Genomic DNA, 23,930 nt, shown 5'->3' with positions numbered 1-23,930 from the left:
ATGGCGGGCGCCCTCCGGCCCTCAGAAGGCGCGCTTCAGCAGATCGAGCAGGGCCGCCCAGTGCCGCTCGTCGGCCTCGCGGTCGTAGGCGGGGGTGTCGGCCTGCGTGTAGCCGTGCTGCGCCCCCGGGTAGACCTCCCAGGTGTTCCGTACGCCGGCGGCGGTGAGCGTGTCCGCCAGGAGCCGGATCTGCTCCTCGGGCATGGAAGGGTCCTGGTCGGCGTGGCCGAAGTACAGCTCCGCGGTGATGTGCTCGGCACCGCGGTGCGGGCTGTCCGGGGCGTCGGTGGCCAGCCGGCCGCCGTGGAAGCCGGCCGCCGCGGCCACCCGCTCGGGGTGGGTGGCCGCCGTGCGCAGGGCCAGGCGGGCGCCCATGCAGTAACCGGTGAGTGCGACCGGGCCGTCGGTGACCAGGGGGCTGTCGGCCAGCCAGCCCAGATAGGCGTCCGCGTCGCGCTCGGTCTGTTCGGCGGTGAGGGAGGCCATGACCGGGCCGATCCGCTCCCATATGGTCGGGTCGGCCGCGGGGTCGATGAACTCCGGGACCTCTCCGATCGGGGTGCGGCCGTGCCGGTAGAAGACGTTCGGCACCAGGACCGTGTAACCGGCGCTCGCGAGCCGGTCGGCCATCGCCCTCAGCTGCGGGCGCAGGCCGTAGGCGTCCTGGTAGAGCAGGACGCCCGGATGAGGGTTCCCGTCCGCGGGGTGGGCGAGGTAGGCGTCGGCGGTGCCGTCCTCGGTCGGGATGTCGACGGCTGTTCCCTGTACGGCGGTCATGCTGAGAAGCCTCCTGAGGAGTCAGCGGCGGGAGGCGGCTGCCCTTCCGCGCTGCGTGTACGTCTCATGCTGCCACGCAAGATCCACGCCTGCGGGGCCGGACTCCCGCCCTCACTCGAACCGAGCGGTGTCCCCGGCGCCCCGCCGCACGATCTCCGCCTCGCCGCTGGAGAAGTCCACGACCGTGGTCGGCTCGGTGCCGCAGTCCCCGGAGTCGACCACCGCGTCCACCGCGTGGTCGAGCCGGTCCTTGATCTCCCAGCCCTGGGTCATCGGCTCCTCCTCGTCGGGCAGCAGCAGCGTGCTGGACAGCAGCGGCTCGCCCAGCTCGGCCAGCAGGGCCTGGGTCACCACATGGTCGGGGATGCGCACGCCCACGGTCTTCTTCTTGGGGTGCTGCAGCATGCGCGGCACCTCGCGGGTGGCCGGCAGGATGAAGGTGTAGCTGCCGGGAGTCGACGCCTTCACGGCCCGGAACACGTCGTTGTCGACGCGGACGAACTGGCCGAGCTGCGCGAAGTCCCGGCACATCAGCGTGAAGTGGTGCCGGTCGTCCAGTTGGCGGATCGAACGGATCCGGTCGATGCCGTCCCGGCTGCCCAACTGGCAGCCGAGCGCGTAGCAGGAGTCGGTGGGGTATGCGATGAGCGCACCCGAGCGCACCGCGTCGGCGACCTGGGTGATGCTGCGCGGCTGGGGGTTCTCGGGGTGCACGTCGAAGTACTTCGCCATCCGCCGAGCTTATGCCGTCCCCGGGCGCCGCGCGCGCAGCGGCGGCGTGCCGTGCGTGAGGCCCGTGCGGTCCGGTGCCGACCTGAGCGCCGTCGTCTCTTGGGGTAACGTCCAGATTCGAAAGCCGAGGTCAAACCGACGACGAGGAGAAGGGTGACGTGGCCGGCCGAGCCGACGAGGGCCCCCACGCCCAGCCGCAGGACCCCGACACCACGTGGGCGGAGCAGCTGCTCGACCATCTGCGTCCGGCCGGCCGCGACCCGCGCCGGGTCGTCACCTGGCTCGGGCGGACCGTCGGGGCGACCGTCTGCCTCCAGGACGCCCACGGCGGCCTCCTCGCGGGTGAACGCCTGCCGCTGGACGGCAACGTGCTCGCCGACGTGGTCACGGGCCGGATCTCCGCGGCCGCCCTGGAGGACGGCGAACGCCATGTCCGCATGGTCGGGATACGCCACCCCGAACAGGGCCCGGCGGCGGGAGAGGTGCTCGCCGTGGCCCGCCCCGAACCCTTCGACCGGCGCGCCGCCGACATCGTGAACCGCACCGCGTCCGTGCTCGAACTGCTCCTGAGGGAGAGGAAGCTGACGGACGACGGGCGCCGGCTCCGCCGGGCCACGGCCGACCTGCGGCTGGCCATCCTGCAGCTGCTGATGGTGGAGGACACCGTCTCCGCCCGCCGGGTCGCGGCCGGCCTGTGGCCGGGCCTGCTCGAGCAGGACACCGCACGCGTCTACGTCGTCGAGGTCTCCCCCGCCGAGCGGGACGCACTCGCCGACGCCTGCGCGCACATCACCGACGGCCTGGCACTCGTCGTGCGCTGCCCCGCGATGGACGGGCACGTCATCGTCGTCAGCCCCCGGCCGACGGCGGGGGACCGGCTGCGCTCCCTCGTCGACGGCCGGCCGGACACCTTCCTCGGCGGCAGCCTGCGCCAGCGGCTCGCCCGGACCGCCACCGCCTACGGGCAGGCCATCAGCGCGCTCGCCGTCGCCCGCTTCCGCCCGGACCAGACGGCCGTCTACGCCGAACGCACCCACCCCGAACGGCTCATGGACCCCGTCGCCCTGCGCGCCTGGTCCGCGGGTGTGCTGCGCCCCCTCGACACACTGCCCCACCACATCCGCGCCGAACTGCTCGCCACGACCCGGCTCGGCCTGGAGTTCACCGCCGTCAACGCGGCCAAGGTGCTCGGCGTCAGCCGCAACACCGTCCGCGCCCGCATGGATCGCGTCGAGGCGCTGCTCGGCACCGACTTCTCCCGCCTCACCACCCGCGCCGCCGCCCACCTCGCGCTCAACACCGAGGCGGTGCAGGGCCCGTACGACCCCGACGGCACGGCCCCGCAGCCGGCCCCCGACGGGCTCCGTGACCTGCTCGCCTCGGCCGCGCTGCGCGCCTGGGCGCAGGACCTCCTGGGCCGCCTGGACGGTGACGGCCGCGACCTGCGCGGCACCCTGCGCGCCTGGATCGCCGCGGACTCGAACGCCGAACGCACGGCCCGGGACCTGGGCGTGCACGCCCAGACCGTACGCGACCACGTCCGGGCCGCCGAACCGGTCCTGGAACGCCAACTGCTGGCCATGGGCAGCGACCTGTACGAGGTCGTCCTCGCCCACCTGGCCACCGGCGCCCTCGCCCCACCCGCCGTCGGCGGAGCGAACCGGGGCCAACCGGACTCCCCTGTGCACAAGTGAGTCCTCGCCGGTCCGGAAGGGGCACCGGTGCGATACCCACCGCCGTGCCCCGCGCGTAGGTTCAGCAGGCGCGGGGCACGACCGGAACGGGGGACCGGTCGGAGCCCCGCACCTGTCTCAGCCGTCCAGCCGGACCGGCACCTCCTGCCAGCCGTGGGCGATGAACGACGGCACCTGCCGCAGCTCGTCGGGGCCGACGGCCAGGCGCAGCCCGGGGAAGCGGGCGAACAGCGCGGGCAGCGCCGTCAGCGCCTCCATGCGGGCCAGCGGAGCGCCGACGCAGCGGTGCACGCCGATCCCGAACGCCAGATGGTCGTCGGCGCCGCGCGCCGCGTCGAAACCGGCCGCGTCCGGCCCGTAGCGCGCCGGGTCCAGGCCGGCGGCCGCGTAGGTCGTGATGATCGCGTCCCCGGCCGGGATCGTCACGCCCCCGACCTTCAGGTCCGCTACCGCGAACCTCAGCGGCAGCGCGGCGACCGACGGGTGCACCCGCAGCGTCTCCTCGACCACCCCCTCCCAGTCGACCTCCCCGGAGCGCACCGCCGCCAGCTGCGCCGGTTGCGTCAGCAGGGCGACGACCGCGTTGCCGATGAGATTGACGGTGGTCTCGAACCCGGCGCCGACCACCAGCAGCAGCGTGTGCAGCAGTTCCTCGTCGGAGAGCCGGTCGCCGTCCTCGTCCCGGACCCGGATCAGCTCCGTGGTGAGATCGTCGCCCGGATCCTTGCGACGGTACGCGAGCAGCGCACCCAGCACCGTGCCGATCCGCTCCTGCACGGACGCCGCGTGCTCCGGGCTCGGGTCGGAGGTGTCGAAGATGTCGGCGATGAGCCGTGCCGCGTCCTCGCGCAACTCCTCGGGCGCGCCGAGCAGTTCGCAGATCAGGCGCATGGGCAGCGGATGGGCGAACCCGGTCCGCAGATCGACGGCACGGCCGTCGGCGCCCTCGGCCGCCAGCGCGTCCAGCAGTTCGGCGGTGATGCCCGCCACCCGCGGGCGCAGCGCCTCGGTGCGCCGGTGCGTGAAGCTCGGCGCCACCAGCTTGCGCAGTCTGGTGTGGTCGGGACCGTAGGTGGACAGCATGTTGACCACGCCCACCCAGGTCACGATCCAGCTCCAGGCGGGGCGCTCTGCGGTCTGCGGCCACAGCCGCCAGTGCCGGCGCGCGTCCTTGCTCACCAGAGGGTCGAGGATCAGTTCCTTGAGGACGTCGTACCCGGTGGGTGCCCAGGCGGGGATGCCGCCGGGCAGTTCCACGGGCACGACCGGGCCGAGGGCGCGCAGCCGGGCGCTCTCCGCGGCGATGTCGGTGCCGAACGGGTCGAGCGGGATGCGGTCGGTGACGGTCACGACGGCTCTCCTGGCTGGTCGGCTCTCGCGAGGCACCTCCAGTACACAGCGGCACCGGCCGACTGGCGAACAGCGCATTCTCGACCTGGCCGGAAACCGTCCCAGGTGAGAGCGCTTACCTGGCCGCGGGTTCGGCCGGCAGGTTGAAGACGTGGTCGGGGGAGACGATCTTGGTGATCGCCTCGCCGAACAGGGTGCTCGGTTCCTGGCCGTTGTGGTCGATGTCGGTGTTGAGCAGGACCACGAGGGTCGCCTGTGCCGCAGGGAGATAGACGGTCAGGGACTCGTAGCCCGGAAGCGATCCGTTGTGGCCGATCCAGCCCTGCACATTGAAGATGCCCAGCCCGTACCCGGCTCCCGGGATCGGCGTCGCCGGGGTGATGAGCCGCTGCTTCTGCGTGGCCGCGCTGATCATCCGGCTGCCGTCCGGGAATTGGCCGGTCGCCACCGTGCGCGCCCACACCCGCAGGTCCTCCTGCTTCGAGATCATCGCGCCGGCCGCCCACCCCCAGGACGGGTTCCAGCCGGCCGTGTCCGCGATCTTTCCGTCGGCCGTCTGGTTCGTGTAGCCCTGCGCGTGCGGGGAGGGGAACTCGGCGCCGGTCGGGAACAGGGTGTCCGTCATCCCGGCCGGCTCGGTGACGTGCTGACGGATGTAGTCGCCGAGGCGCTGCCCGCTCTCCTTCTCGACGACCAGGCCGAGCAGGATGAGATTGGTGTTGGAGTAGTAGAACTTCTGTCCCGGCTGGAACAGCACCGGGTGCTTGAAGGCGTAGGCGAGCAACTCCTGGGGCGTGAAGCTGCGTTGCGGATCGGACGTGAGCGCCTTGTAGAAGTCGTCGTCCTGGGAGTAGTTGAACAGCCCGCTGCGCATCCCGGCGAGCTGCCGCAGTGTGATCTCGTCCCCGTTCGGCACCCCGTCGACGTACTTGCCGATCGGATCGTCCAGGCCGACCTTGCCCTGGTCCACCAGCTGCAGCAGCGCCGTCACGGTGAAGGTCTTGGTCTCACTGCCGATCCGCATGTACAGGTCCGGTGTCATCGGCCGGCCGCTGCTCTTGTCGGCGACACCGAACGAGCTGACGTAACTGCCCTGGTGCGGCGTCCAGATGCCGACCGTCACCCCGGGCACGTGCGCCTCGGTCATCACCTTCTGCACGGCGGCGTCGAGTTGGCGGGCCACGTCCGGGGTGAGCGTGCGGACCTCCGTCCCCGAAGGGGAGGGGGTGGGCGGGTCGGCGGCGAACGCGGCGGCTACGGAGGCCGGCGCCGCCCCCGCGGGAGCGCCGCCGAGCGGCACCATCAGCGTTCCCACCACGACGGCGACCGCGGCTCCCCTGCGCAGGCGTGCGGAAGAATGCGACATGGGCTGACTCCAAGCACGTGAGAGCAGAACGTGCGGTGGGCGAGACGTCGGAGTCCTGCCTCCCCAGGATAGGAGCGCCCACTCGGCGCCGCCTGTCGGCCGGGTGCGTCTTTCGACGGCATGAGCCGCCTGCTCCGGGATGCTTGTCGGACGGGCGGAAGGCCTCGTTCGAGGGGTGTGCTCACCCGACCCGGTGAGCGGGCGGAGCGGGAGCGTGCCGGTGGAGCGGCCCGGGCGTTGCCCCGGCATGGACGTCATCGACCGCGCGGACCGGACGGACCGCAGGGATCGAAGTAGCCGCAGGGCCCCGGCGGACCGGACCCGAGAGCCGATCTACGCCCAACTCGTGGCGGAGTGGCGGGCCCAGGGACGCAGCGTCCCCGCGGAACGCGAGGTGCACTGGGTCACCCTCGCCGGGCTGGCGTTGCGCATCCGGCCCGAGCCCGAACGCTCCTGATCCGCTACGGCCCGCACAGCGGTGCGAGGACCGCCAGCGTGCCGTTGGCCTCCCGCAGCGCCCCCTCCAGCGCGCCGGGCGTGTGCAGCGCGCCGGTGCCGTCCGGCGGGACCAGCCACTCCAGGGAGCGGGCGGGCCGGTACGGCGGCGGTACGGCGACCCAGGATCCCTTGGTCGCGTACCGCAGGCCGGCGCCGACCCAGCCCCCGGACGGGTCCGGCGGCAGGAAGAACCCGACCCGCCCCGCGGCGGTGTCCACCAGGGTCGGCCCCGGCACGGGCAGCCCGGGCCGCCACAGCAGGTCCAGGGTGAGCAGCCCGAGCCGCTCGGGAACGCTCAGCATGTCCCAGAAGCGGCCCGCCTCCAGCAGCGCGATGCCCTCGCCGTGGTCCCACCGCCACTTGCACGCGCGGGGATCGGCCGCCGCCGCGGCGAGCCACTCCACGCCCCGCATCCACATCGTGTTCGTCATCCACCGCTCCGCGTGATCATGCACCCCAACCCGGCATATGCATGCTGATAGATATTTCTACGTGGCGGAAGGGGTGGCGAACCCTGGCGTTTAAGACATTGCGTTCGAACACCCGACAAGGGTCCGTCAGTTGGGGCATTGCCACCAGGGTGGCCGAGCGTCAGAGTCACGCTCGATTCGAGCGTGACGGCAATCGATTCGAGCGTCAGCTCTTGATGTCATCCTGTTTTCGCTCGTACGCTCAGACCGTTCCGTCCCCGGCATGCATCGAGGTACCCCATGGACCGCACGCGTCTGCACGCCCTCCTGGCCCGCGAGAGCGCCGAGGCCGAGCGCCGTAACCCGCGTTCCAAGGAGGCCTACGCGCAGGCCGACCACCTCTTCGGCCGGGTGCCGATGACCTGGATGAACAAGACGGCCGGCGCCTTCCCGCGCTATCTGGCCGGGGCGCGCGGCGCCCGGATCACCGACGTGGACGGGCACGAGTACATCGACTTCTGCCTCGGCGACACGGGCGCGATGGCCGGTCACTCGCCCACCGCGGTCACCGAGGCCGTCGACCGCCGGTACGCCGGTCTGGGCGGGGCCACCGCCATGCTGCCCACGGAGGACGCCGAGTGGGTCGGCGCCGAGCTGACCCGCCGCTTCGGCCTGGCCCGCTGGAGCTTCTCGCTGACCGCGACCGACGCCAACCGGTGGGCGATCCGGCTCGCCCGGGCCGTCACCGGGCGCCCGAAGATCCTGGTCAACAGCTACTGCTACCACGGCAGCGTCGACGAGTCGCTGATCGTCGTCGGCCCGGACGGCGGGGGCACCGCCCGCCCCGGAAACGTCGGAGCACCCTGTGACGTCACCCTGACCAGCAGGGTCGCCGAGTTCAACGATCTCGCCGGTCTGGAGCGCGAGCTGGCCCACGGGGACGTCGCCGCCGTCCTGATGGAGCCCGCGCTCACCAACATCGGCATCGTCCTGCCCGAGCCCGGCTACCTCGCGGGCGTCCGGGACCTGACCAGGCGGTACGGCACCCTGCTCATCAACGACGAGACCCACACCTTCTCCGCGGGCCCCGGCGGCTGCACGGCCGCCTGGGACCTCGAACCGGACCTGCTCACCATCGGCAAGGCGATCGGCGGCGGCATCCCGGCCGGCGCCTACGGCCTCTCCGCGGACCTCGCCGAGCGGCTGCTGGACCGCGCCGACCTGGACCTTGTCGACATGGGCGGCGTCGGCGGCACCCTCGCCGGCAACGCGCTGTCCATCGCCGCGACCCGGGCCACCCTGGAGCATGTGCTCACCGACGAGGCCTTCGCCCGGATGGCGAAGCTCTCCGAGCGCTTCGAGGCGGGCGTCCGGGCCGGCATCGAGGCCCACCACCTGCCCTGGTCCGTCAGCCGCCTCGGCGCCCGCACCGAGTACCGCTTCACCTCGCCGGTGCCCCGCACGGGCACCGAGTCCGCGGCGGCCGCCGACCCGGAGCTGGAGGACTTCCTCCACCTCTACCTCGCCAACCGGGGCATCCTGCTGACCCCGTTCCACAACATGGCGCTCATGTGCCCCGACACCACCGAGCAGGACGTCGACACGCACACCGAGGTCTTCGCCGCGGCCCTCGCCGAACTGGTCGGCTGAGCCGGCACGTTCACCCGGGACCGCATGAAAGGAGAGACGTGGACGAGATCGACCGGGCCATCCTGCGCGAGCTGCAGACCGACGGCCGTATCGCCTATGCCGACCTCGGCCCGAAGGTCGGGCTGTCCGCCTCGGCGGCCCGCCAGCGCCTGCAGCGCCTGCTGGACTCCAGGGCCGTTCAGGTCGTCGGCGTCACCGACCCGATGGCCATGGGCGGCCAGGCCATGGCCCTGCTCGGCATCGGCGTCGACGGCGACCCGCGCACCGTCGCCGACGCCCTCGCCGAGCGCCCCGAGGTGGTCTACTCGGTGCTCACCTCCGGCGGGTTCGACCTGTTCGCGGAGGTGGTCGCGCCGGGCCCCAAGGACCTGCTGGACTTCGTCAACGACGTGGTGCGGCCCCTCGAGGGCGTCCGCGAGATCCAGTCGTTCCCGTACTTCGGCATCCACACCCACCGGTTCCTGTGGGACGTGGGCTGACCCGTGTGTCCGTACAGGGCCTGGGTCAGGTGTCCGGCGACTCGGGGGTCAGGACCAGCAGGGTGGCGTCGTCGCGGACGTCGTAGTGCCGTAGCGCGAGGTCGGCCCACACGGCGTCGGCCAGCTCGCCGGAGCCGGTGTCCGCGAAGTCGGACAGCCGCTCGGGCAGCGGATAGAAGGAGCCGGAGGCGTTCCGGGCCTCCCAGACGCCGTCGGAGGCCAGCAGCAGGCGGTCGCCCGGCCCGAGCGGCACGGTGACCTCCTTGGGGGGATCGGCGTCGGCCAGCCCGAGGCCCAGCGGGGGAGCCGCCGTGACGGTCACCTCGTGGGACCGCCCGCCGTGCAGCAGGACCGGCGCCGGATGACCGTAGGCGACCACCCGCACCGCCCGCGCGTCGGGCGTGAACTCCAGCAGCACCGCGGTCGCGAACAGCTCTCGGTACCGCACGTCCTCCGAGTCCACCGCCAGCCTGCGGTCCATACGGGCCGCGACCGACTCCAGGTCCGGCTGGTCCAGCACCGCCTCCCGGAACGCGCCCAGCAGCGACACCACCGTCGCGACCGCCGACAGCCCGTGCCCCTGTACGTCGCCCATCACCGCCCGGACGCCGTGCGGCCCCGCCCGCACGTCGAAGAAGTCCCCGCCCACCAGCGTCCCGTCCTGGGCGGCCCGGTAGAAGCCCGTGCACCCCACCCGCCCGACGTGCTCCGGCAGCGGCGGCATCACGGCCTGCTGCACGGCCTCGCCGATCGCCCGCTCCATGACCAGTTGGGCGTCCCGGAGCCTGCGCACATGGGACAGGAACACGCTCAGCAGGGCGACGAACACGATGGTGAGCAGATCGGTGTTGCCGGGACGGTTCAGGTGCGTCGCCGGGATGTTCAGCGCCGCGACGACCAGGGCGCCCAGGACGCCGGTCGCGACCGGCCCGTACGACAGGACGGCGAGCGGTGGGATCGCGCCCAGCAGGAAGCCGAGATCGCCTGCGTGGGGGGTGATGAAAGTGGCCGCGGTGACCGTCACCAGCAGCGCCACCGGCAGCACCCGCACCCATCGCGGCGGTGGCGCGCCCCGCAGCCAGCCGCGCTCCTCCCGGTTCCGACGCGACGACGAGCCGCGCACCGATCGCACATCCCCACGCTACGCCGTCGCCGGGACGGGGGCGCACCGCCGGAGAAACGGGGGTGCGACGCGAGAAAAGCGGTCGACACCCGGCCGGCCGTCCCCCTAGCGTGTGCGGCACGCCCGAGACAGCCGGAAGGAGGCGAGCGCCATGCAGTCCACAGTCATCCAGCGCTCCCGCCTTCCCGTTCCTCGGGCGTAGCACGTCTGACCGGGAGCGCGTCCCCGCTGTACGCAGCACGCATCCCGGAGGAATCCATGACCGCCGTGGTCATCCGCACGCTCGACGAGAGCAGTGCTCACCTTTTCGACACCCTGCCCGACCCGCTGCGCCTGCGCGAGAAACACCTCCAGACCCGGTACCGCCCCGACTGGAAGCGGGTCGCCCTGCGCGACGGCCGGGTCGTGGCCCGCGCCGCCTGGTGGGCCCGGCCCGAGGACCCCGAGCCGCTCGTCATCAACTGGTTCGACGTGGCCGAGGGCGAGGAGGACGCGGGGGCCGAACTCCTGCGGACGACGCCCTGGCGCACCGAGGAACTCGAACTCGACCTGCCCGCCGGCTGGCGCGACCTCCCCGGTCTGCCCGCCGCCGTCACCACCCGCACCGCCGCCGCCCGCAAGGCCGGATACGAACCCCTGGTGGAACGCTTCCTGTACCGCTGGACCCCGGACCACGGCCTGCCCGAGCGCCCCGAGCGCCTGGTCTTCTCCGCCGAACCGGACGACACGGTCTTCTTCGACGCCCTGCGCCGGATCCACTCCGTCACCCTGGACGCCCATGCTCGCCGGGCCATCGAGCAGGGCGGAGTGGACCAGGCCGCCCAGGAGGAACTCGACATCTTCCACTGGTTCCCTTCGCCGCGCGAGTGGTGGCAGCTCGCCCGCACGCCCGGGGGCGAACCGGTCGGCATCCACATCCCGGCCCGCAACTCGAACGGGCCGTGCATCGGATTCATCGGCGTCCTGCCGGAGCACCGCGGCCACGGCTACGCCTACGACCTCCTCGCCGAGTGCACCCACTTCCTCGCCGAACACGGCGCCGAGTTCATCGCCGGCGCCACCGACCAGGGCAACTTCCCGATGGCCGCACACTTCACCAGGGCTGGCTACCCCGTCGTGCGGGAGCGCCTCAACTTCTGGGCCGAGCCCGTTGTCAGTGCCGGGTGACATGCTGAGGAAGTGATCGACAGCGGCTGAACGGGGGAGGGGCCATGGGGTTCGACGGCGAGGTGTGGCGGGTGGGCGCCGGGGAGGAGTCCGTCGGGGAGATCGTGATCGACGAGGCCGACTTCCCCTGGCTGTCGGGGAGATTCACCACCGGCCCCGGCTTCGCCGCCGTACAGGACCTCTTCGCCCGTGAGCTGGCCCTGATGGAGGAGGAGAGCTGGGACGAGTGGGAGTCCGCGTACGACGAGATACGGCGCCGTGTCTCGCTCTCCTCCCCGGACGGCCCGGTCCCCGAGTTCCTGCTGCACATCGAGGGGGACCGGGCCTGGTTCCGGTGGAGCGACGAACCGTTCGAGGACGACTGAGGACGGCTGAGGGGGATTGGAGGATCAGGCCAGGGCGGCCGGGGGCTGGTCGACCGGCTCCCCGGTCAGCCTGGCCTCCGCCGTCGCGAGGATCTCGGTGACCCGCAGGCCGAACGCGGCGTCGCAGGGATGCGGGCGGCCCGTGCGGTGGGCGGTGAGCAGCGCGTCCGCGGCGCGGGTCAGGGCGGGGACCGCGCCCTCGGAGCTTCTCGGCAGGAGCGACACGCCGGCCTCACCCCGCAGCTCGAGGTCGGCGCCGGCCGCCGCGGGCGGTGCCGTCAGGCTCAGTGTGAGCGTGCTGGACGCGCCGGTGGCATGGTCGAGGACCAGGTGCACGGTGTCGGCGGGACCGTACGCCGCCGCCAGGACCTGCCGTACGTCGCCGAGGACCGGCAGCAGCACGGACAGGGCATGCGGTCCCACGTCCCACAGCGCGCCCTTCTCCCGCCGCCACGGGGAGGCCGCGAACGGGCTGTCGCTGGTGAACACCGCCCCCAGCCACTGCGCCCGCGCCGTGAACCAGCCCGCCGCGGCGGCCTGTTCGTCGATCCAGGCCTCCGGTTCCTTCTGGAAGCGTGTGGTGAAGAACACCACCGAGGCCACCCCGGCCCGCTCCGCGGCCTCGGTCACGGCCCGCGCCTCGGTGACGCCGAGGGCCAGGGGCTTGTCCAGCAGGAGATGCCGTCCCGCCCGCGCGGCCCGTACCGCCAACTCGGCCTGCACAGACGGGGGAAGGGCCACCGCCACCGCGTCCACGTCGGCCAGGAGCGCGTCCGCGTCGTCGTACGCCGGCACGCCGTACCGCTCCGCCAGCGCGGTGGCCGCCTCCGGGCGGCGGCCCCACACCCCGGCGAAGTCCAGGCCGGTGTGCCCGGCGAGCGCGGGGGCGTAGGCCGCCTGGGCCCACGGGCCCGTTCCCAGCAGTCCGATGCGCATCTCGCGTTCCTTTCTCCGGACCGGTCGCCACGGTCTCACGAGGCCGTGTCCCGGTCGCCCTCGACGTACGGCATGGTCTGGTCCCCGTCCCCGGCCAGCCATCGCGCGATGGCCTCGGCGATCGGCTGGCCGGTGTCCATCTCGACGAAGCCGAACTGGCCCGACTGGTTGCACTCCAGGAACCACCAGATCCCGTCCGCGTCCTCCGCGAAGTCGAAGGCACCGTACGCGAGTTCGGCGTCCTTCATGTAGCGCTGGACGGCCTCGGCGACGCGCGGTGGCACCTGGGCCGGGAGCCACGGCGAGACCGACGGGGCGAACCGGACGTCGACGTCGTCGGGGTGGCCGTCCGGGTCGGCCGGCTTGCGCGCGGCCAGCAGCCGCTCGCCGACGACCGTGAGCCGGATGTCGGCCCGCTTGGGGATCCGCCGCTGCAGCAGGGTCGGACCGAAGGCGACGGCGGCGAAGTCGGCGTCCGGCGCGACCCGGCTGGTGGGCACCGCCCGCGGCGGCTCCTGCGGATGCGCGCCGGATACGGGCTTGACCACCAGATCCGGGAAGCGCTCGGCGAACTCCCGGGCCGCCTGCGGAAACGTCGTGATCAGCGTGGCCGGCACGGCGAGCCCGCTGAGCTGGGCGAGCCGCAGCTGCCAGGGCTTGTGGCGGGCCCGCCGGGCCGCGTCCGGATGGTTCATCCAGCGCGCGCCGGTACCGCGCAGCATGCCGTAGAGCGCCTGGGCGGACTCCTCCGTCAGCCAGGCGGAGGGCTGGGCGGCGCGCGTGGCCGCGTCCCCCGGCCTGCGTACCCAGATGGAGCGCAGGCCGCTCATGCTCACCAGGCGCCCGCCCACGGACAGGTGTCCGCGGGAGGCGCCCTGCACGTACTCGCCCGACAGCGCGACGCCGTTGGTGAGGTCGGCGGGATCGAGCCGGACGACGGGCACGCCGGCCTCGCCCAGCCGGAGGACCACCATGTCCGCCGTCACGTCCTCTTCACTGGTCAGGATGAGCACGGTCATCTTCCGTCGGCCCGCGTTCAGTCGTCGAAGTGCGTCTTGGAGCCGGCCGTGGAGGTCGTCGTCCCCAGTGCTCGCAAAGTCGCGTGGTCGGTGGCGGCGATCCGCCCGTCCGGGAGGACGTTCAACTGCAGTCCGGAGTCGTACGCGTACGGAGCGGTGACGTCCAACTGCACAGCGGGGCGCGCGTAGTTGAGCGTGAACGGTTGCATGGTCTCTCCCTGATTCGGCTTTCACGTCCTTATACGAATCGAACGGGTGGTTGGTTTCCTTACACTCCGTAACCGGGGTCCGGAGCGGGGCCGTTCGGGGCGTCAGGTAGGAGGACGTCGCCGCAGGCGAGGGGAGTTGCGCGCTCCGCCCGCAGGCCTGCGGTGCCCTTCATTCCGTTCGTTCCGTGAGCGCGCCGCGGGCCGCGGCGAGGGTCCGTTCGGCGTAGCCGCGGCCGAACAGCACCACGTGCACCAGCAGCGGGAAGAGCTGGTGCAGGCCGACACGGCGCCGCCAGCCGTCGGCCGGCGGCGCCGCCTCCTGGTACCCGGCCAGCACCCGGTCCAGATGCGGGCAGCCGAACAGCTGGAGCATCGCCAGGTCGGTCTCCCGGTGCCCGCCGTGCGCGGCCGGGTCGATGATCCGGACCTCCCCGTCGGCGCCCCACAGCACATTGCCGTTCCACAGGTCGCCGTGCAGCCGGGCGGGCGGCTCGGCCGGCCCGGCGAGTTCCGGGAGCCGCTCGCAGACCTGCTCGACCACGGCGGCCTCCGCGGGCCGCAGGGTGCCGGCGTCGACCGCACGGCGCAAGTACGGCAGCAGCCGGTGCTCGGCGAACCAGCCGGGCCAGTCGCCCCCGGGCGCGTTGCGCATCGGCGCGAGGCCGATGTACGCCTCTTCGGGCCCGCCCGGCGGCGGTGCGCCGAACGCCGGAGCCCCGGCGGCGTGCAGGGCCGCGAGGGCGTGGCCGAAACGCGTCGCCGCCGCGCCGTCGGGCTGCCCGGTCGGCACGCGCTCGGTGACCATCCACCGCTCGTCATGCCCGAGCACCGCCGGCACCCGGACCGCACCCGCGGCGCCGAGCCAGCGCAGCCCGGTCACCTCGGCGCGCACGGCGCCAGGGGCGTTGCCACGCTTGACCATCACCGCCGTACCGCCTTCGAGCGTCACCTCGGCGGGCGACCCGGACGGCGCCCGCGCAGCCATGACCCGGCGCCCGGTGAGGCGGGACGCCGCCTGCCCTGGATCCTCGTCTCCGTTGACCACGGCCCCAGCGTACGACCCATAAATGAGGTTCCCCTGAGGGCACTTCGACCGTTGATACGACTGTTTTCAGTCAAACCCAGGCAGTAACTACCCGTGTTGACCTTGTACGACTAGCGTGAGGGCGCCGCGTCGCCACACCAGGGGCACAGGGCCCTCGAGGGACTAGCGCGCGGCGGAGGGTTTCCCCCTTGACCACAGCATCCGTGCTGATGGCCGACGTCTTCGAAGTTCAGCCCTACACCTCCCACTGCGAAGTCATCTTCGGCGAGGGCGCACACGCCGTGATCGGTGTGTCCCCGGGCAACAGCTACTTTTCCGCCCAACGCCTGCACGACCTCGCCCGCTGGGGGCTGGACCACTTCGACAGGGTCGACTTCGTCTACACCGACCTGTACGTGGCCGAGATGTACGAGGCATCCGGCTATCCACCCGACGAGGCCCGCCGCAAGGCGGTGAAGAACCTGCGAGGCGTGCGCGCGAAGGTCCGCGACGCGGTGACGGAGGCCGACCCGGAGGGCACCCGGCTCGACTGGCACCCGATGTCGGCCTTCCGCACCAACCCCGCCTACCAGGAGATCCACCGGCAGCTGCAGCACCGGCTGCACACCGACGGCGACTTCCGGGCCGTCTGCAACGCCCTGGTGAGCCGCTTCCTGTCGGGCCGCGGCGAGGAGGCGAGCGAGCGGCAGCGCGAGGTGTGCCTGGAGTACGTGTGCGCCGAGGCCCCGCTGTTCCTCGACACCCCCGCCATCCTCAAAGTGCCCTCCTCGCTCAACTGCTACCACCAACTGCTGCCGATGGCCGAGCTGTTGTACTCCCGTGGCGCCGGACTGCGCGCCTCCCGCAACCAGGGCCACGCCATCGTGACGCCCGCCGCCCAGGAAGGAGTCGCGGCATGACCACCGCACCCGACATCCGCACCGAAGCGCCGCTGCTGGACTTCCCGTTCTCCTGGGACGGCACCCGCGTGCCCGACGAGGTCGAGGACCTGCGCGCCGCCACCCCCGTACGGCGCGTGCGGACCATCGCCGGCGACGAGGCATGGCTGGTCTCCTCCTACGACCTGTGCCAGCAGGTCCTGAAGGACGACCGCTTCTCCCTCAAGGACACCTCCGCACCCGGCGTCCCCCGCCAGTACGCGCTCACGATCCCGCCCGAGGTCGTCAACAACATGGGCAACATCACCGGGGCGGGACTGCGCCGGGCGGTGATGAAGGCGCTCAACCCCAAGGCCCCCGGCCTGCTGGACTGGCTGCGCGAGGATGCCCACCGCCTGGTGGACCTGATGGTGGCCGAAGGGCCGACGGTGGACCTGCGCGCGGCGTTCTGCGAGCCGTACTCGGCGGGCATGCACTGCCGCATCCTCGGCATCCCGCAGACCGAGGCCCCGGCCTTCCTGCGCAGCCTCGACATCGCCTTCATGAACTCGGCGTGCCCGATCACCGGCGCGAAGATCAACTGGGACCGGGACATCACCCGGATGACCGCCCTGCTCGACGACCCGGCGACCCACGGGCTGATGGGCGAACTCGCCGCCCTGCGCGACGACCCCGACTACGCCCACCTGAGCGACGAGATGCTGGCCACCGTCGGCGTCACCATGTTCGGCGCCGGCACCATCTCGACCTCGGGCTTCCTCGCCATGGCCCTGGTCTACCTGCTCACCCACCCCATAGCCCGGGACCTCCTCAGGGAGCGCCCCGACCTGATAGGCCCGGGCGTCGAGGAGCTGCTGCGGGTGAACCTCTCCATCGGCGACGCCCTGCCGCGCCTCGCCCTGGAGGACGTCCGGCTCGGCGACGTGCACATTCGCCAGGGCGAACTCGTCCTGGTCCTGGTGGAGGGCGCCAACCTCGACCCGGAGAAGTTCCCGGACCCGCACCGCTTCGACGTCCACCGCGGCAACACCGCCGACCACCTGTCCTTCGGTGGCGGGGCCCACTACTGCCCCGCCACCGCCCTCGGCCGCGCGCACGCCCGGATCGCCCTGGAGGTCCTGCTCGACCGCCTGCCGGACCTCGCGCTCGCCGTGCCGTCGAGCCAGTTGGTGTGGCGCACCGGCTTCATGAAGCGAATCCCCGAACGTCTCCCGGTGGCCTGGTAACCCACAGGCTCCCCGTACGTCCCGTACGGCGTCCCCGGTCCGGCACCCCGGACGGGGACGCCGACGTATTCCAGCGTCGCCGCGGCGTCGGTGGGACGTCGGTGTGCGTCACTGTCACTGCGCCGCGGGCGGGGGATCCCGGCGTGCGCCACGGTCACTGCGCCGTGGGTGGGGATGTCGGCGTGCGTCATCGTCACCGCGCCGTGGGTGGGGATGTCGGCGTACGTCATCGTGACTACGACGTGGGCGGGGATGCCGACGTACGCCACCGTCACCGGCTCGCGGCCGGGGATGTCGGCGTGCGTCTTCGTCACTGCGCCGCGGGCGGGGGATCCCGGCGTACGCCAGCGTCACTGCGCCGTGGGCAGGGATGTCGGCGTACGCCACGGGCACCGTGCCGTGGGCGGGGATGCCGACGAACGCCACAGTCACCGCGCCCCGGACTGGAACGCCGACTCACGCCACCGTCACCGGCCCGCGGACTCCCGTCGCGTCAGTCCCACCGGATTGCCGGGCGGCAGCAGCCCCGAGTGCTCGACGGTGCGGGCGAGCGGCTCCAGCAGCTCGGCCAGGCGTGCGCTGCGTTCCGTACCGAGCGCGGTCCATGGGCGCTCGGCCGCCTCGTCGGTCCGCATCTCGATGTGCGCGCGCCCGGCGACGCCCGCGCGGGTGAGTGATCCGTCCTCGGCGAGGAAGCCGCGCTCCCGCAGGGCGGCCTCGGCCGCCGCCCAGTCCTCCGGCTCCCATTTGCGGGTCTCCCGCAGGAACGGTCCGTCCGATTCCCCGGCGGCCGCCTTGAGCACCATGGCCTCGACCGGACCGAGCCCCAGGCCCACCAGGACGGCGACATGCCCGTCGCCCCGGTGCTCCCGCAGGGTCGTCACGGCCTGCCACAACCGCACCGCCGGCCGCTCGGGCCGCTCCAGCGCCTGGTTGGCGGCGGCCAGTACCCGTCCCGGAGTGTCCGCCGCGGCCGCCGCCTCCCACGCGAGATCGGCCGCCTCCGCCAGCTCCGCCGAGCCCACCACATCCGGCCCGAACAGCCGGGTCATGGCCGCCTCCATCGCCTCCCACCGGGCCGCAAGCACCTCCTCCGGAGCCGCGTACCCCCAGGCGTCGGGCAGCGCGCGGGCCACCCGGGAGGGGTGGAAGACATAGAAGGAGCCGGTGACCACGGACGGCGACACCGCGCCGAGCGGGGCTGCCCGCAGCGCGAAGTACCCCATCCAGAACCCACGCATCCCCAGCCGGTCCGCAGCCTGCCTCGCCTCGGGCGCGAAGTACACGAGATCGTGCACCGGCTCGTACCGCTCCCACATCCTCCGCGCGATCCCGCCCGCCACTGCTTCCTCCCACCACGTCGCCCTGCCGTACTGTCGGCACCAGCCTGCGCTATGACCGCTGTCATAACAAGCGGATTCGGCTGACCTTGCGCGGTCACCCCGGCCGGCTCAGAGGTTGATCATGTGGCCGGCGAGGCCATGGAGGGCGTCCTGTACCGCCTCGCTCAGGGTGGGATGCGCGTGGACGTTCCTGATGAGTTCGGTCACCGTGAGGTCCCATTTCTGGGCGAGGGTCAGTTCCGGGAGCAACTCGGTCACGTCCGGGCCGATCAGGTGGGCGCCGAGCAGTTCGCCGTACCGGGCATCGCTGACCAGTTTCACGAATCCGACCGTGTCGCCGAGCCCGTGCGCCTTGGCGTTGGCCGTGAAGGGGAATTTCGCCGTCCGGACGTCGAATCCCTCGGCGCGTGCCTCGGCCTCGGTCCAGCCGAAGCTGGCGATCTGGGGCTGGCAGAACGTGGCGCGAGGGATCATGCGGTAGTCCAGCTCCATCGTCTCCACGCCGGCGATGGTCTCCGCTGCGACGACACCCATCGCCTCGGCGGCGTGCGCCAGCATCAGCTTCGCCGTGACATCGCCGATGGCGTAGATGTGCGGCTGACTGGTGCGGCAGTGGCCGTCCACGTCGATGGCACCACGGTCGGTGAGCCGTACCCCCGCCGACGCCAGCCCGTAGCCGGCCGTACGCGGCTGAAAGCCCGTGGCTTGCAGGACCCTCTCGGCCTCCAGGACCTGTCGTCCGTCACCCCGCTGGACCACCACACGGACGCTGTCCGCGGTCTCTTCGATGGACTGGACGCGGGTGGAGGTCAGCACGTTGATGCCCTGCCGCTTGAACCGCTTCGTGAGCTCGGCCGACACCTCCTCGTCCTCCAGCGGCGCGATCCGGTCGAGGAATTCGACCAGCGTCACTTCGACACCGTAGGACCGCAGCAGATAGGCGAACTCGACGCCGATGGCTCCTGCGCCGGCGATGATCAGGCTCGACGGAAGGCTGTCGGAGAGGATCTGCTCCTCGAACGTCACGACGCGTTTGCCCAGTGTCGTGCCGGGCAGCAGCTTCACGGTCGCGCCGGTGGCGATGATGCAGGAACGGAAGGAGAGCGTCGCCTCGCCGTCGCGCGTGCGCACCTGCATCGTGTGCGGGTCGACGAAGCTCCCCTGGCCCTCGAACTGGGCGATCTTGTTCTTGCGCATGAGATAGCCGACACCCTTCGCGCGGCCGTCGGCGACCACCCGGCTCCGTTCGTAGGCGCTGCGGTAGTCCAGGCTCACGTCCCCGCTGATCTTCACGCCGAACTTCTCCGCGTCGTGCAGGATCAACTGCGCGACCTCGGCGTTGCGCAGCAGCGCCTTGGCCGGAATACAGCCGATGTTCAGGCAGACGCCGCCCCAGAAACGGCCCTCCACGACGGCCGTACGAAGCCCCAGTTGCGCGGAGCGGATGGCCGCCACGTATCCGCCGGGGCCGGCCCCGAGGACGACGACATCGAAGTCAGTGTCCATCTCCACCTCTCCCATGCTTCCCGCCGTCACCGCTCACGGCGCCGGTTCCAGGAGCTCCACGGGGCCGGACAACGCCGCGCGTACCTGGCGGGAGGCCTCATCGACCAGTACCTCGGTCTCGCCGCGGCTGATCGCGTCCAGAGTCTTCGCCGCCACCTCCGCGGCCGGCACCTTCGGAACGTCGAGACCCATGGTGGCCTCGGTGTCGACAGGTCCCACATGCACCCCGACGACCAGGGTCCCCTGCGGGCGCAGACCAACGCGCAAGGCGTTGGTCAGCGACCACTCGGCAGCCTTCGACGCCGCGTAACCGGGCCACCGTTCGTTCACCCGCCACGACGCCACCGACAGCATGTTCACCAGGGCTCCGCCGCCGCCCGCCGCGAGCACCGGCGCGAAGGCCCGCGAGACCGCCCAGGTCCCCAGGTAGTTCACCTCCAGCTCACGCCGCGCGCCGTCCAGAGATCCCTCCAGCAGGCTCGGGCCGACCTGGATGCCGGCGTTGTTGATCAGGATGGTCGCGTCGGACGCCGTCGCTGCCGCGGCCGCGATCTGGTCCTCGTCGGTGACATCGAGGCGCAGCGGCTCGGCCCCGGGTTCCCGGAAGTCCTCGGGGTTGCGGACCCCCGCGTACACCTTGGCCGCACCCCGGGCGAGCAGGGCCCGGGTGAAGGCCAGTCCGATGCCCTTGTTCGCACCGGTCACCACTGCGACCGATCCCTTGATCTCCATGACCGGACACCTCGATTCGTCAGTCGCCGCGCTGATCAGGCAACCGGGGGACTCAGACCACGGTTGCCCATCCGCAACGGCACCGCAAACGGCCGGCCGAGCCCGACAGAGCCGGTGGTGGGCCGATCGGGTAGAGCGGCACACCGTGCCGACCCGGAAGGGGATCTACGGCTGCTCCCGACAAGAGCGCACGCCTGCTTCACAGCCCCCTTCCCTGTCACAAGCATTGACGCGCCCCTCCCGCACCTCTACCTTCTGACCGACTTACCGAACTCTGTTCGAAATACCGGCAGTTGAAGCATCGCAGGAGACCACATGCGCGCAACCCCCCACCGCCAGGGTCTGCCCTCACGTCGGCTGTTCCTCGGCATGGCCGCGGCCGTGCCGCTGGCCGCGGCCACCGACCTGAGCCTGGGCGCCCGCCCCGCCCACGCCGCGGACTCCGCCTATGTCATGGGGTACTTCACCGAGTCCCCGAACGGCACCGGCACCGACTACGGCCTGCACCTCGCCGTCAGCACGGACGCGCTGCGCTGGATGCCGCTCAACCAGAACAACCCCGTCGTCACCCCCACCGAAGGCGCCGGCGGGCTGCGCGACCCCTTCATCCTGCGCAAGCAGAACGGCGCCTTCGTCGTCCTCGCCACCGACCTCAAGGGCACCGACTGGAGCTACGTCAGCCAGTACATCCATGTCTGGGACTCCGCCGACCTGCGCACCTTCACCAACTACCGCCGCGTCAAGCTGCACGACATGAACACCCACAGCTGGGCGCCGGAGGCCTTCTGGGACGCGGGACGCGGCCAGTACGGCATCATCTACTCCTCCGTGAACTCCAGCGGACACAACGTGATCATGGTGAACTACACCAGCGACTTCCAGACCGTCTCTGCCCCGCAGGTCTTCTTCGACCCCGGCTACGACGTCATCGACGGAGACCTGGCCGTGGGTGTGGGCGGCGTCAACTACCTCTACTTCAAGAGCAGTTCGGCACAGGCGCTGGTTGGCGCCAAGTCCACCTCGCTGGACCCCGGGAGCTTCACCGTCTTCAGCACACCGGCCGCCCACGGCGGTACCGAGGCCCCCATCCTCGTCAAGTCCCAGACCTCCGCGACCTGGTGGCTGTGGGGAGACACGTACACGCCGAACGGCGTCTTCTACGCCTGGCAGAGCACCGACCTGGCCGCGGGCACCTGGACCGCCCTCGACCAGCGCAGCTACACCCAGCCGGTCAACTCCAAGCACGGCACCATCCAGCCCCTCACCACCACCGAGTACACCAACCTCGTGGCCAAGTGGGGCGCACCCGCCTGGAACCGGATCAAGTCCTACAACCACCCCGACCGCTACATCCGCCACTCGGACTACGTGGGCCGTATCGACGCCTACCCCTTCGACCCGTACACCGACTCCCAGTGGAAACTCGTCCCCGGCCTGGCCGACAGCGCCGGCGTCTCCTTCCAGTCGGTGAACTACCCGACCCGCTACCTGCGGCACTACGCGTACCAGCTGCGCCTCGACGTGAACGACGGAACCTCCGCGTTCGCCCAGGACGCCACCTTCTACAAGACCGCGGGCCTCGCCGACGCCGGCTGGACGTCCTTCCGCTCGTACAACTACCCCACCCGTTACATCAGGCATTCGGACTACGTCCTGCGCATCGACCCGATCTCCACGGCCACGGACCAGGCGGACGCCACCTTCTTCGTGGGCTACTGACGACGGCGGGCGGCGTGCCGTCGGGTGAGGGGGACTGACCCGGACGGGGGGTGTTCCGGCGTGTCGCTGGGACAGACGGGTGGCGCGATGACACGGCTGGGCGGCCCGGATGGTGCGGGGCAACCGCCTGGCTGACGGTGGTTCATGTCGAGGCCGGGTTCATTCAGCCGATGTCGAATCCGCTGCCCGGCCACGGCGGAAGGACCCCGATATGCGTTCTGCCCGCATGCTCCTCGCCACGGCTGCCGCCACGGCCGCCTTCTCCTTCGCCACACCCGGCGCCGCGTTCGCCGCACCGGCCGGGGACGACGGCGGCCGTGACGACTCCTCGTACAGCAGGGACCACGACAGCGATTCCGGCCGTGACAGCGATTCCGGCGGTGACCACGACAAAGGCTCCGGCCGCGACCAGGACAAGGGGTCGGACAGCGACCACGACAACGACTACAGCACGGATCGTGACAAGGGCAGCAGCCACGACTCGCCGCGCGGCGGAATGCACACGGGCGGCGGTGCCCTGGCCGCGGTGCGGGGCGACGACGACTGGAGCTCGAACAGCGACGACAGCAGGTTCGACCCCGAGTCCTACAAGGACAAGGACGAGGACAGCGGAGGCAAGGGCGATAAGGAGGACAGCGGAGGCAAGGGCGATAAGGAGGACAGCGGAGGCAAGGGTGACAAGGGTGACAAGGGAGATAAGGGAGACGAGGACAGCGGGCGCGGCAAGGACGACTGGGGCGGCGGTGACGACCAGGACAAGCCGCGCGGCGGCATGCACACCGGAGGCGGCGCCCTCGCCACGCCCGGTGTCACCGCGGGCGGGCTGGCCGTGCTCGCGGTAGGCGCCACCGGCATGTACGCCCTGCGCCGCAAGAAGACCGCCGAGCCGGGGTCCTGACCGGACCACCGCATGCGCAGGGGATGCGGCCGCCGCCGGCGCACCCCGTGTCGGCGGCCCGCCTGCGAGCCCCGAGCCCTGATCCCCGTGCTGCCGTGCCCTAGTGAGGTGGTGTCCGATGGCAGCAGATCCCTCCTCCCCGCCCCCCGCCGAACCGGCGACGGACGAGCCGAGCCCAGGCTTTGGCGGGCGGCTGACCCTGTGGGGCGTGGCGATCGCCGTCCTCGCGGTCAGTCTGTTCGGCGGCCATCACGGTGCGAACAACACCCCAGACGCATCCCGTACCTCCGGCGCGACCGGCGCCGCCCAGGGTGACACCCCGCAGGCGGGCGAGTCGCTGCCCCGCTCGGTGCCGATCCGGCTCCTCATCCCGAAGATCTCCGTGGACGCCCCCTTCGCCGCGCTCTCCCTCGGCCCGTCCGGCCGGCTGGAGCCCCCGCCTGCGGCCAACACCAATCTGGTCGGCTGGTACTCCGAGGGCGCCTCGCCCGGCGAGGCGGGCACGTCGATCATCGCCGGACACGTCGACACGGTGACCTCCGCGGCCGTCTTCGCCAACCTCGACGAGCTGGAGGCCGGCGACGAGTTCTCCGTCGACCGGGCCGACGGGCGGAAGGCGAACTTCGTCGTGGACGACACGGAGACCTTCGCCAAGGACGACTTCCCGAGCAAGCGCGTGTACGCCGACACGGCGCGCCCCGAGGTCCGGCTGATCACCTGTGCGGGGGACTACGACCACTCGGTGAAGGACTACACCGACAACCTGGTGGTCTTCGCCCACCTCGTGTGACACCCCGGCGGACCGGTA

General features: G+C 71.9%; 24 protein-coding genes. 11 read left to right on the top strand and 13 right to left on the bottom strand.

Annotated elements, in window-relative coordinates; genetic code table 11:
• Positions 1 to 21: 21 nt before the first annotated feature.
• Both BEK98_RS42375 and BEK98_RS42370 read right to left on the bottom strand, forming a co-directional pair.
• Positions 22 to 777 (bottom strand): dienelactone hydrolase family protein, encoded by a 756-nt coding sequence (locus BEK98_RS42375; RefSeq protein ID WP_094222143.1) that lies wholly within the window; start codon positions 775 to 777, stop codon positions 22 to 24.
• A gap of 111 nt (positions 778 to 888) precedes the next feature.
• Positions 889 to 1,509 (bottom strand): L-threonylcarbamoyladenylate synthase, encoded by a 621-nt coding sequence (locus BEK98_RS42370; protein ID WP_167444392.1) that lies wholly within the window; start codon positions 1,507 to 1,509, stop codon positions 889 to 891.
• 158 nt (positions 1,510 to 1,667) lie between these two features.
• Between BEK98_RS42370 and BEK98_RS51055 the strand changes: the two genes are divergently transcribed.
• On the top strand, positions 1,668 to 3,203 hold the full coding sequence (locus BEK98_RS51055) for a helix-turn-helix domain-containing protein (RefSeq protein ID WP_094222142.1): 1,536 nt from the start codon (positions 1,668 to 1,670) through the stop codon (positions 3,201 to 3,203).
• 117 nt (positions 3,204 to 3,320) lie between these two features.
• Here BEK98_RS51055 and BEK98_RS42360 read toward each other — a convergent pair whose 3' ends face one another.
• Positions 3,321 to 4,553, bottom strand: a complete 1,233-nt coding sequence (locus BEK98_RS42360; RefSeq protein ID WP_094222141.1) for a cytochrome P450 family protein — start codon at positions 4,551 to 4,553, stop codon at positions 3,321 to 3,323.
• A 115-nt stretch (positions 4,554 to 4,668) separates the two neighbouring features.
• A complete protein-coding gene (locus tag BEK98_RS42355) occupies positions 4,669 to 5,919 on the bottom strand; it encodes a serine hydrolase domain-containing protein (RefSeq protein WP_094222140.1) in 1,251 nt (416 codons plus the stop codon).
• Positions 5,920 to 6,166: 247 nt separating this feature from the next.
• Between BEK98_RS42355 and BEK98_RS42350 the strand changes: the two genes are divergently transcribed.
• On the top strand, positions 6,167 to 6,376 hold the full coding sequence (locus BEK98_RS42350) for a hypothetical protein (RefSeq protein WP_244202218.1): 210 nt from the start codon (positions 6,167 to 6,169) through the stop codon (positions 6,374 to 6,376).
• A 4-nt stretch (positions 6,377 to 6,380) separates the two neighbouring features.
• Here BEK98_RS42350 and BEK98_RS42345 read toward each other — a convergent pair whose 3' ends face one another.
• The gene (locus tag BEK98_RS42345; RefSeq protein WP_094222139.1) at positions 6,381 to 6,848 is read right to left on the bottom strand and encodes a hypothetical protein; all 468 of its coding nucleotides are present in this window, start codon (positions 6,846 to 6,848) and stop codon (positions 6,381 to 6,383) included.
• Between the two features lie 279 nt (positions 6,849 to 7,127).
• Between BEK98_RS42345 and BEK98_RS42340 the strand changes: the two genes are divergently transcribed.
• Both BEK98_RS42340 and BEK98_RS42335 read left to right on the top strand, forming a co-directional pair.
• Positions 7,128 to 8,477, top strand: a complete 1,350-nt coding sequence (locus BEK98_RS42340) for a transaminase (RefSeq protein ID WP_094222138.1) — start codon at positions 7,128 to 7,130, stop codon at positions 8,475 to 8,477.
• A gap of 38 nt (positions 8,478 to 8,515) precedes the next feature.
• Positions 8,516 to 8,956: an Lrp/AsnC family transcriptional regulator gene (locus BEK98_RS42335; RefSeq protein WP_094222137.1), complete on the top strand. Its 441-nt coding sequence runs from the start codon at positions 8,516 to 8,518 to the stop codon at positions 8,954 to 8,956.
• A 25-nt stretch (positions 8,957 to 8,981) separates the two neighbouring features.
• Here BEK98_RS42335 and BEK98_RS42330 read toward each other — a convergent pair whose 3' ends face one another.
• The gene (locus tag BEK98_RS42330) at positions 8,982 to 10,088 is read right to left on the bottom strand and encodes a PP2C family protein-serine/threonine phosphatase (protein ID WP_094222136.1); all 1,107 of its coding nucleotides are present in this window, start codon (positions 10,086 to 10,088) and stop codon (positions 8,982 to 8,984) included.
• 249 nt (positions 10,089 to 10,337) lie between these two features.
• Between BEK98_RS42330 and BEK98_RS42325 the strand changes: the two genes are divergently transcribed.
• Positions 10,338 to 11,246: a GNAT family N-acetyltransferase gene (locus tag BEK98_RS42325; RefSeq protein WP_094222135.1), complete on the top strand. Its 909-nt coding sequence runs from the start codon at positions 10,338 to 10,340 to the stop codon at positions 11,244 to 11,246.
• 44 nt (positions 11,247 to 11,290) lie between these two features.
• Positions 11,291 to 11,611: a hypothetical protein gene (locus BEK98_RS42320; RefSeq protein WP_094222134.1), complete on the top strand. Its 321-nt coding sequence runs from the start codon at positions 11,291 to 11,293 to the stop codon at positions 11,609 to 11,611.
• Positions 11,612 to 11,635: 24 nt separating this feature from the next.
• On the opposite strand, the gene BEK98_RS42315 is transcribed toward BEK98_RS42320, so the two are convergent.
• The 4 genes from BEK98_RS42315 to BEK98_RS42300 form a co-directional block, all read right to left on the bottom strand.
• Positions 11,636 to 12,547, bottom strand: a complete 912-nt coding sequence (locus BEK98_RS42315; protein ID WP_094222133.1) for a Gfo/Idh/MocA family protein — start codon at positions 12,545 to 12,547, stop codon at positions 11,636 to 11,638.
• 35 nt (positions 12,548 to 12,582) lie between these two features.
• Positions 12,583 to 13,566 carry an ATP-grasp ribosomal peptide maturase gene (gene tgmB, locus BEK98_RS42310; RefSeq protein ID WP_094222132.1) on the bottom strand — a complete coding sequence of 328 codons (984 nt, stop codon included), beginning with the start codon at positions 13,564 to 13,566 and terminating at the stop codon, positions 12,583 to 12,585.
• 17 nt (positions 13,567 to 13,583) lie between these two features.
• Positions 13,584 to 13,775, bottom strand: a complete 192-nt coding sequence (gene tgmA, locus BEK98_RS42305) for a putative ATP-grasp-modified RiPP (protein ID WP_014670659.1) — start codon at positions 13,773 to 13,775, stop codon at positions 13,584 to 13,586.
• Between the two features lie 169 nt (positions 13,776 to 13,944).
• Positions 13,945 to 14,760 carry a fructosamine kinase family protein gene (locus tag BEK98_RS42300; RefSeq protein WP_094222230.1) on the bottom strand — a complete coding sequence of 272 codons (816 nt, stop codon included), beginning with the start codon at positions 14,758 to 14,760 and terminating at the stop codon, positions 13,945 to 13,947.
• A gap of 248 nt (positions 14,761 to 15,008) precedes the next feature.
• On the opposite strand from BEK98_RS42300, the gene BEK98_RS42295 reads away from it, so the two are divergent.
• A complete protein-coding gene (locus BEK98_RS42295) occupies positions 15,009 to 15,719 on the top strand; it encodes a cyclodityrosine synthase (RefSeq protein ID WP_244202217.1) in 711 nt (236 codons plus the stop codon).
• Positions 15,716 to 16,924, top strand: coding sequence for a cytochrome P450 (locus BEK98_RS42290; protein WP_094222131.1), 1,209 nt, complete (start codon positions 15,716 to 15,718; stop codon positions 16,922 to 16,924). The genes BEK98_RS42295 and BEK98_RS42290 overlap by 4 nt, the downstream gene beginning before the upstream one ends.
• 467 nt (positions 16,925 to 17,391) lie before the next feature.
• On the opposite strand, the gene BEK98_RS42285 is transcribed toward BEK98_RS42290, so the two are convergent.
• The 3 genes from BEK98_RS42285 to BEK98_RS42275 form a co-directional block, all read right to left on the bottom strand.
• A complete protein-coding gene (locus BEK98_RS42285) occupies positions 17,392 to 18,267 on the bottom strand; it encodes an SCO6745 family protein (protein ID WP_094222130.1) in 876 nt (291 codons plus the stop codon).
• Between the two features lie 108 nt (positions 18,268 to 18,375).
• On the bottom strand, positions 18,376 to 19,773 hold the full coding sequence (lpdA, locus tag BEK98_RS42280; protein WP_094222228.1) for a dihydrolipoyl dehydrogenase: 1,398 nt from the start codon (positions 19,771 to 19,773) through the stop codon (positions 18,376 to 18,378).
• Positions 19,774 to 19,806: 33 nt separating this feature from the next.
• Complete coding sequence (locus BEK98_RS42275) at positions 19,807 to 20,505, bottom strand: SDR family oxidoreductase (RefSeq protein ID WP_094222129.1); 699 nt, start codon at positions 20,503 to 20,505, stop codon at positions 19,807 to 19,809.
• A gap of 315 nt (positions 20,506 to 20,820) precedes the next feature.
• Here BEK98_RS42275 and BEK98_RS42270 point away from each other — a divergent pair, with 315 nt between their 5' ends.
• From BEK98_RS42270 to BEK98_RS42260, 3 genes are all read left to right on the top strand, one after another.
• A complete protein-coding gene (locus tag BEK98_RS42270; protein ID WP_094222128.1) occupies positions 20,821 to 22,224 on the top strand; it encodes a glycoside hydrolase family 43 protein in 1,404 nt (467 codons plus the stop codon).
• 211 nt (positions 22,225 to 22,435) lie between these two features.
• Complete coding sequence (locus BEK98_RS42265; protein ID WP_094222127.1) at positions 22,436 to 23,122, top strand: hypothetical protein; 687 nt, start codon at positions 22,436 to 22,438, stop codon at positions 23,120 to 23,122.
• A 118-nt stretch (positions 23,123 to 23,240) separates the two neighbouring features.
• Positions 23,241 to 23,912, top strand: coding sequence for a class F sortase (locus tag BEK98_RS42260; protein ID WP_094222126.1), 672 nt, complete (start codon positions 23,241 to 23,243; stop codon positions 23,910 to 23,912).
• Positions 23,913 to 23,930 lie beyond the last annotated feature (18 nt).

Source organism: Streptomyces diastatochromogenes (assembly GCF_002242805.1).
In the GTDB taxonomy this organism is placed as follows: Bacteria; Actinomycetota; Actinomycetes; order Streptomycetales; family Streptomycetaceae; genus Streptomyces; species Streptomyces diastatochromogenes.
This window is presented reverse-complemented; position numbering and strand designations above follow the sequence as displayed.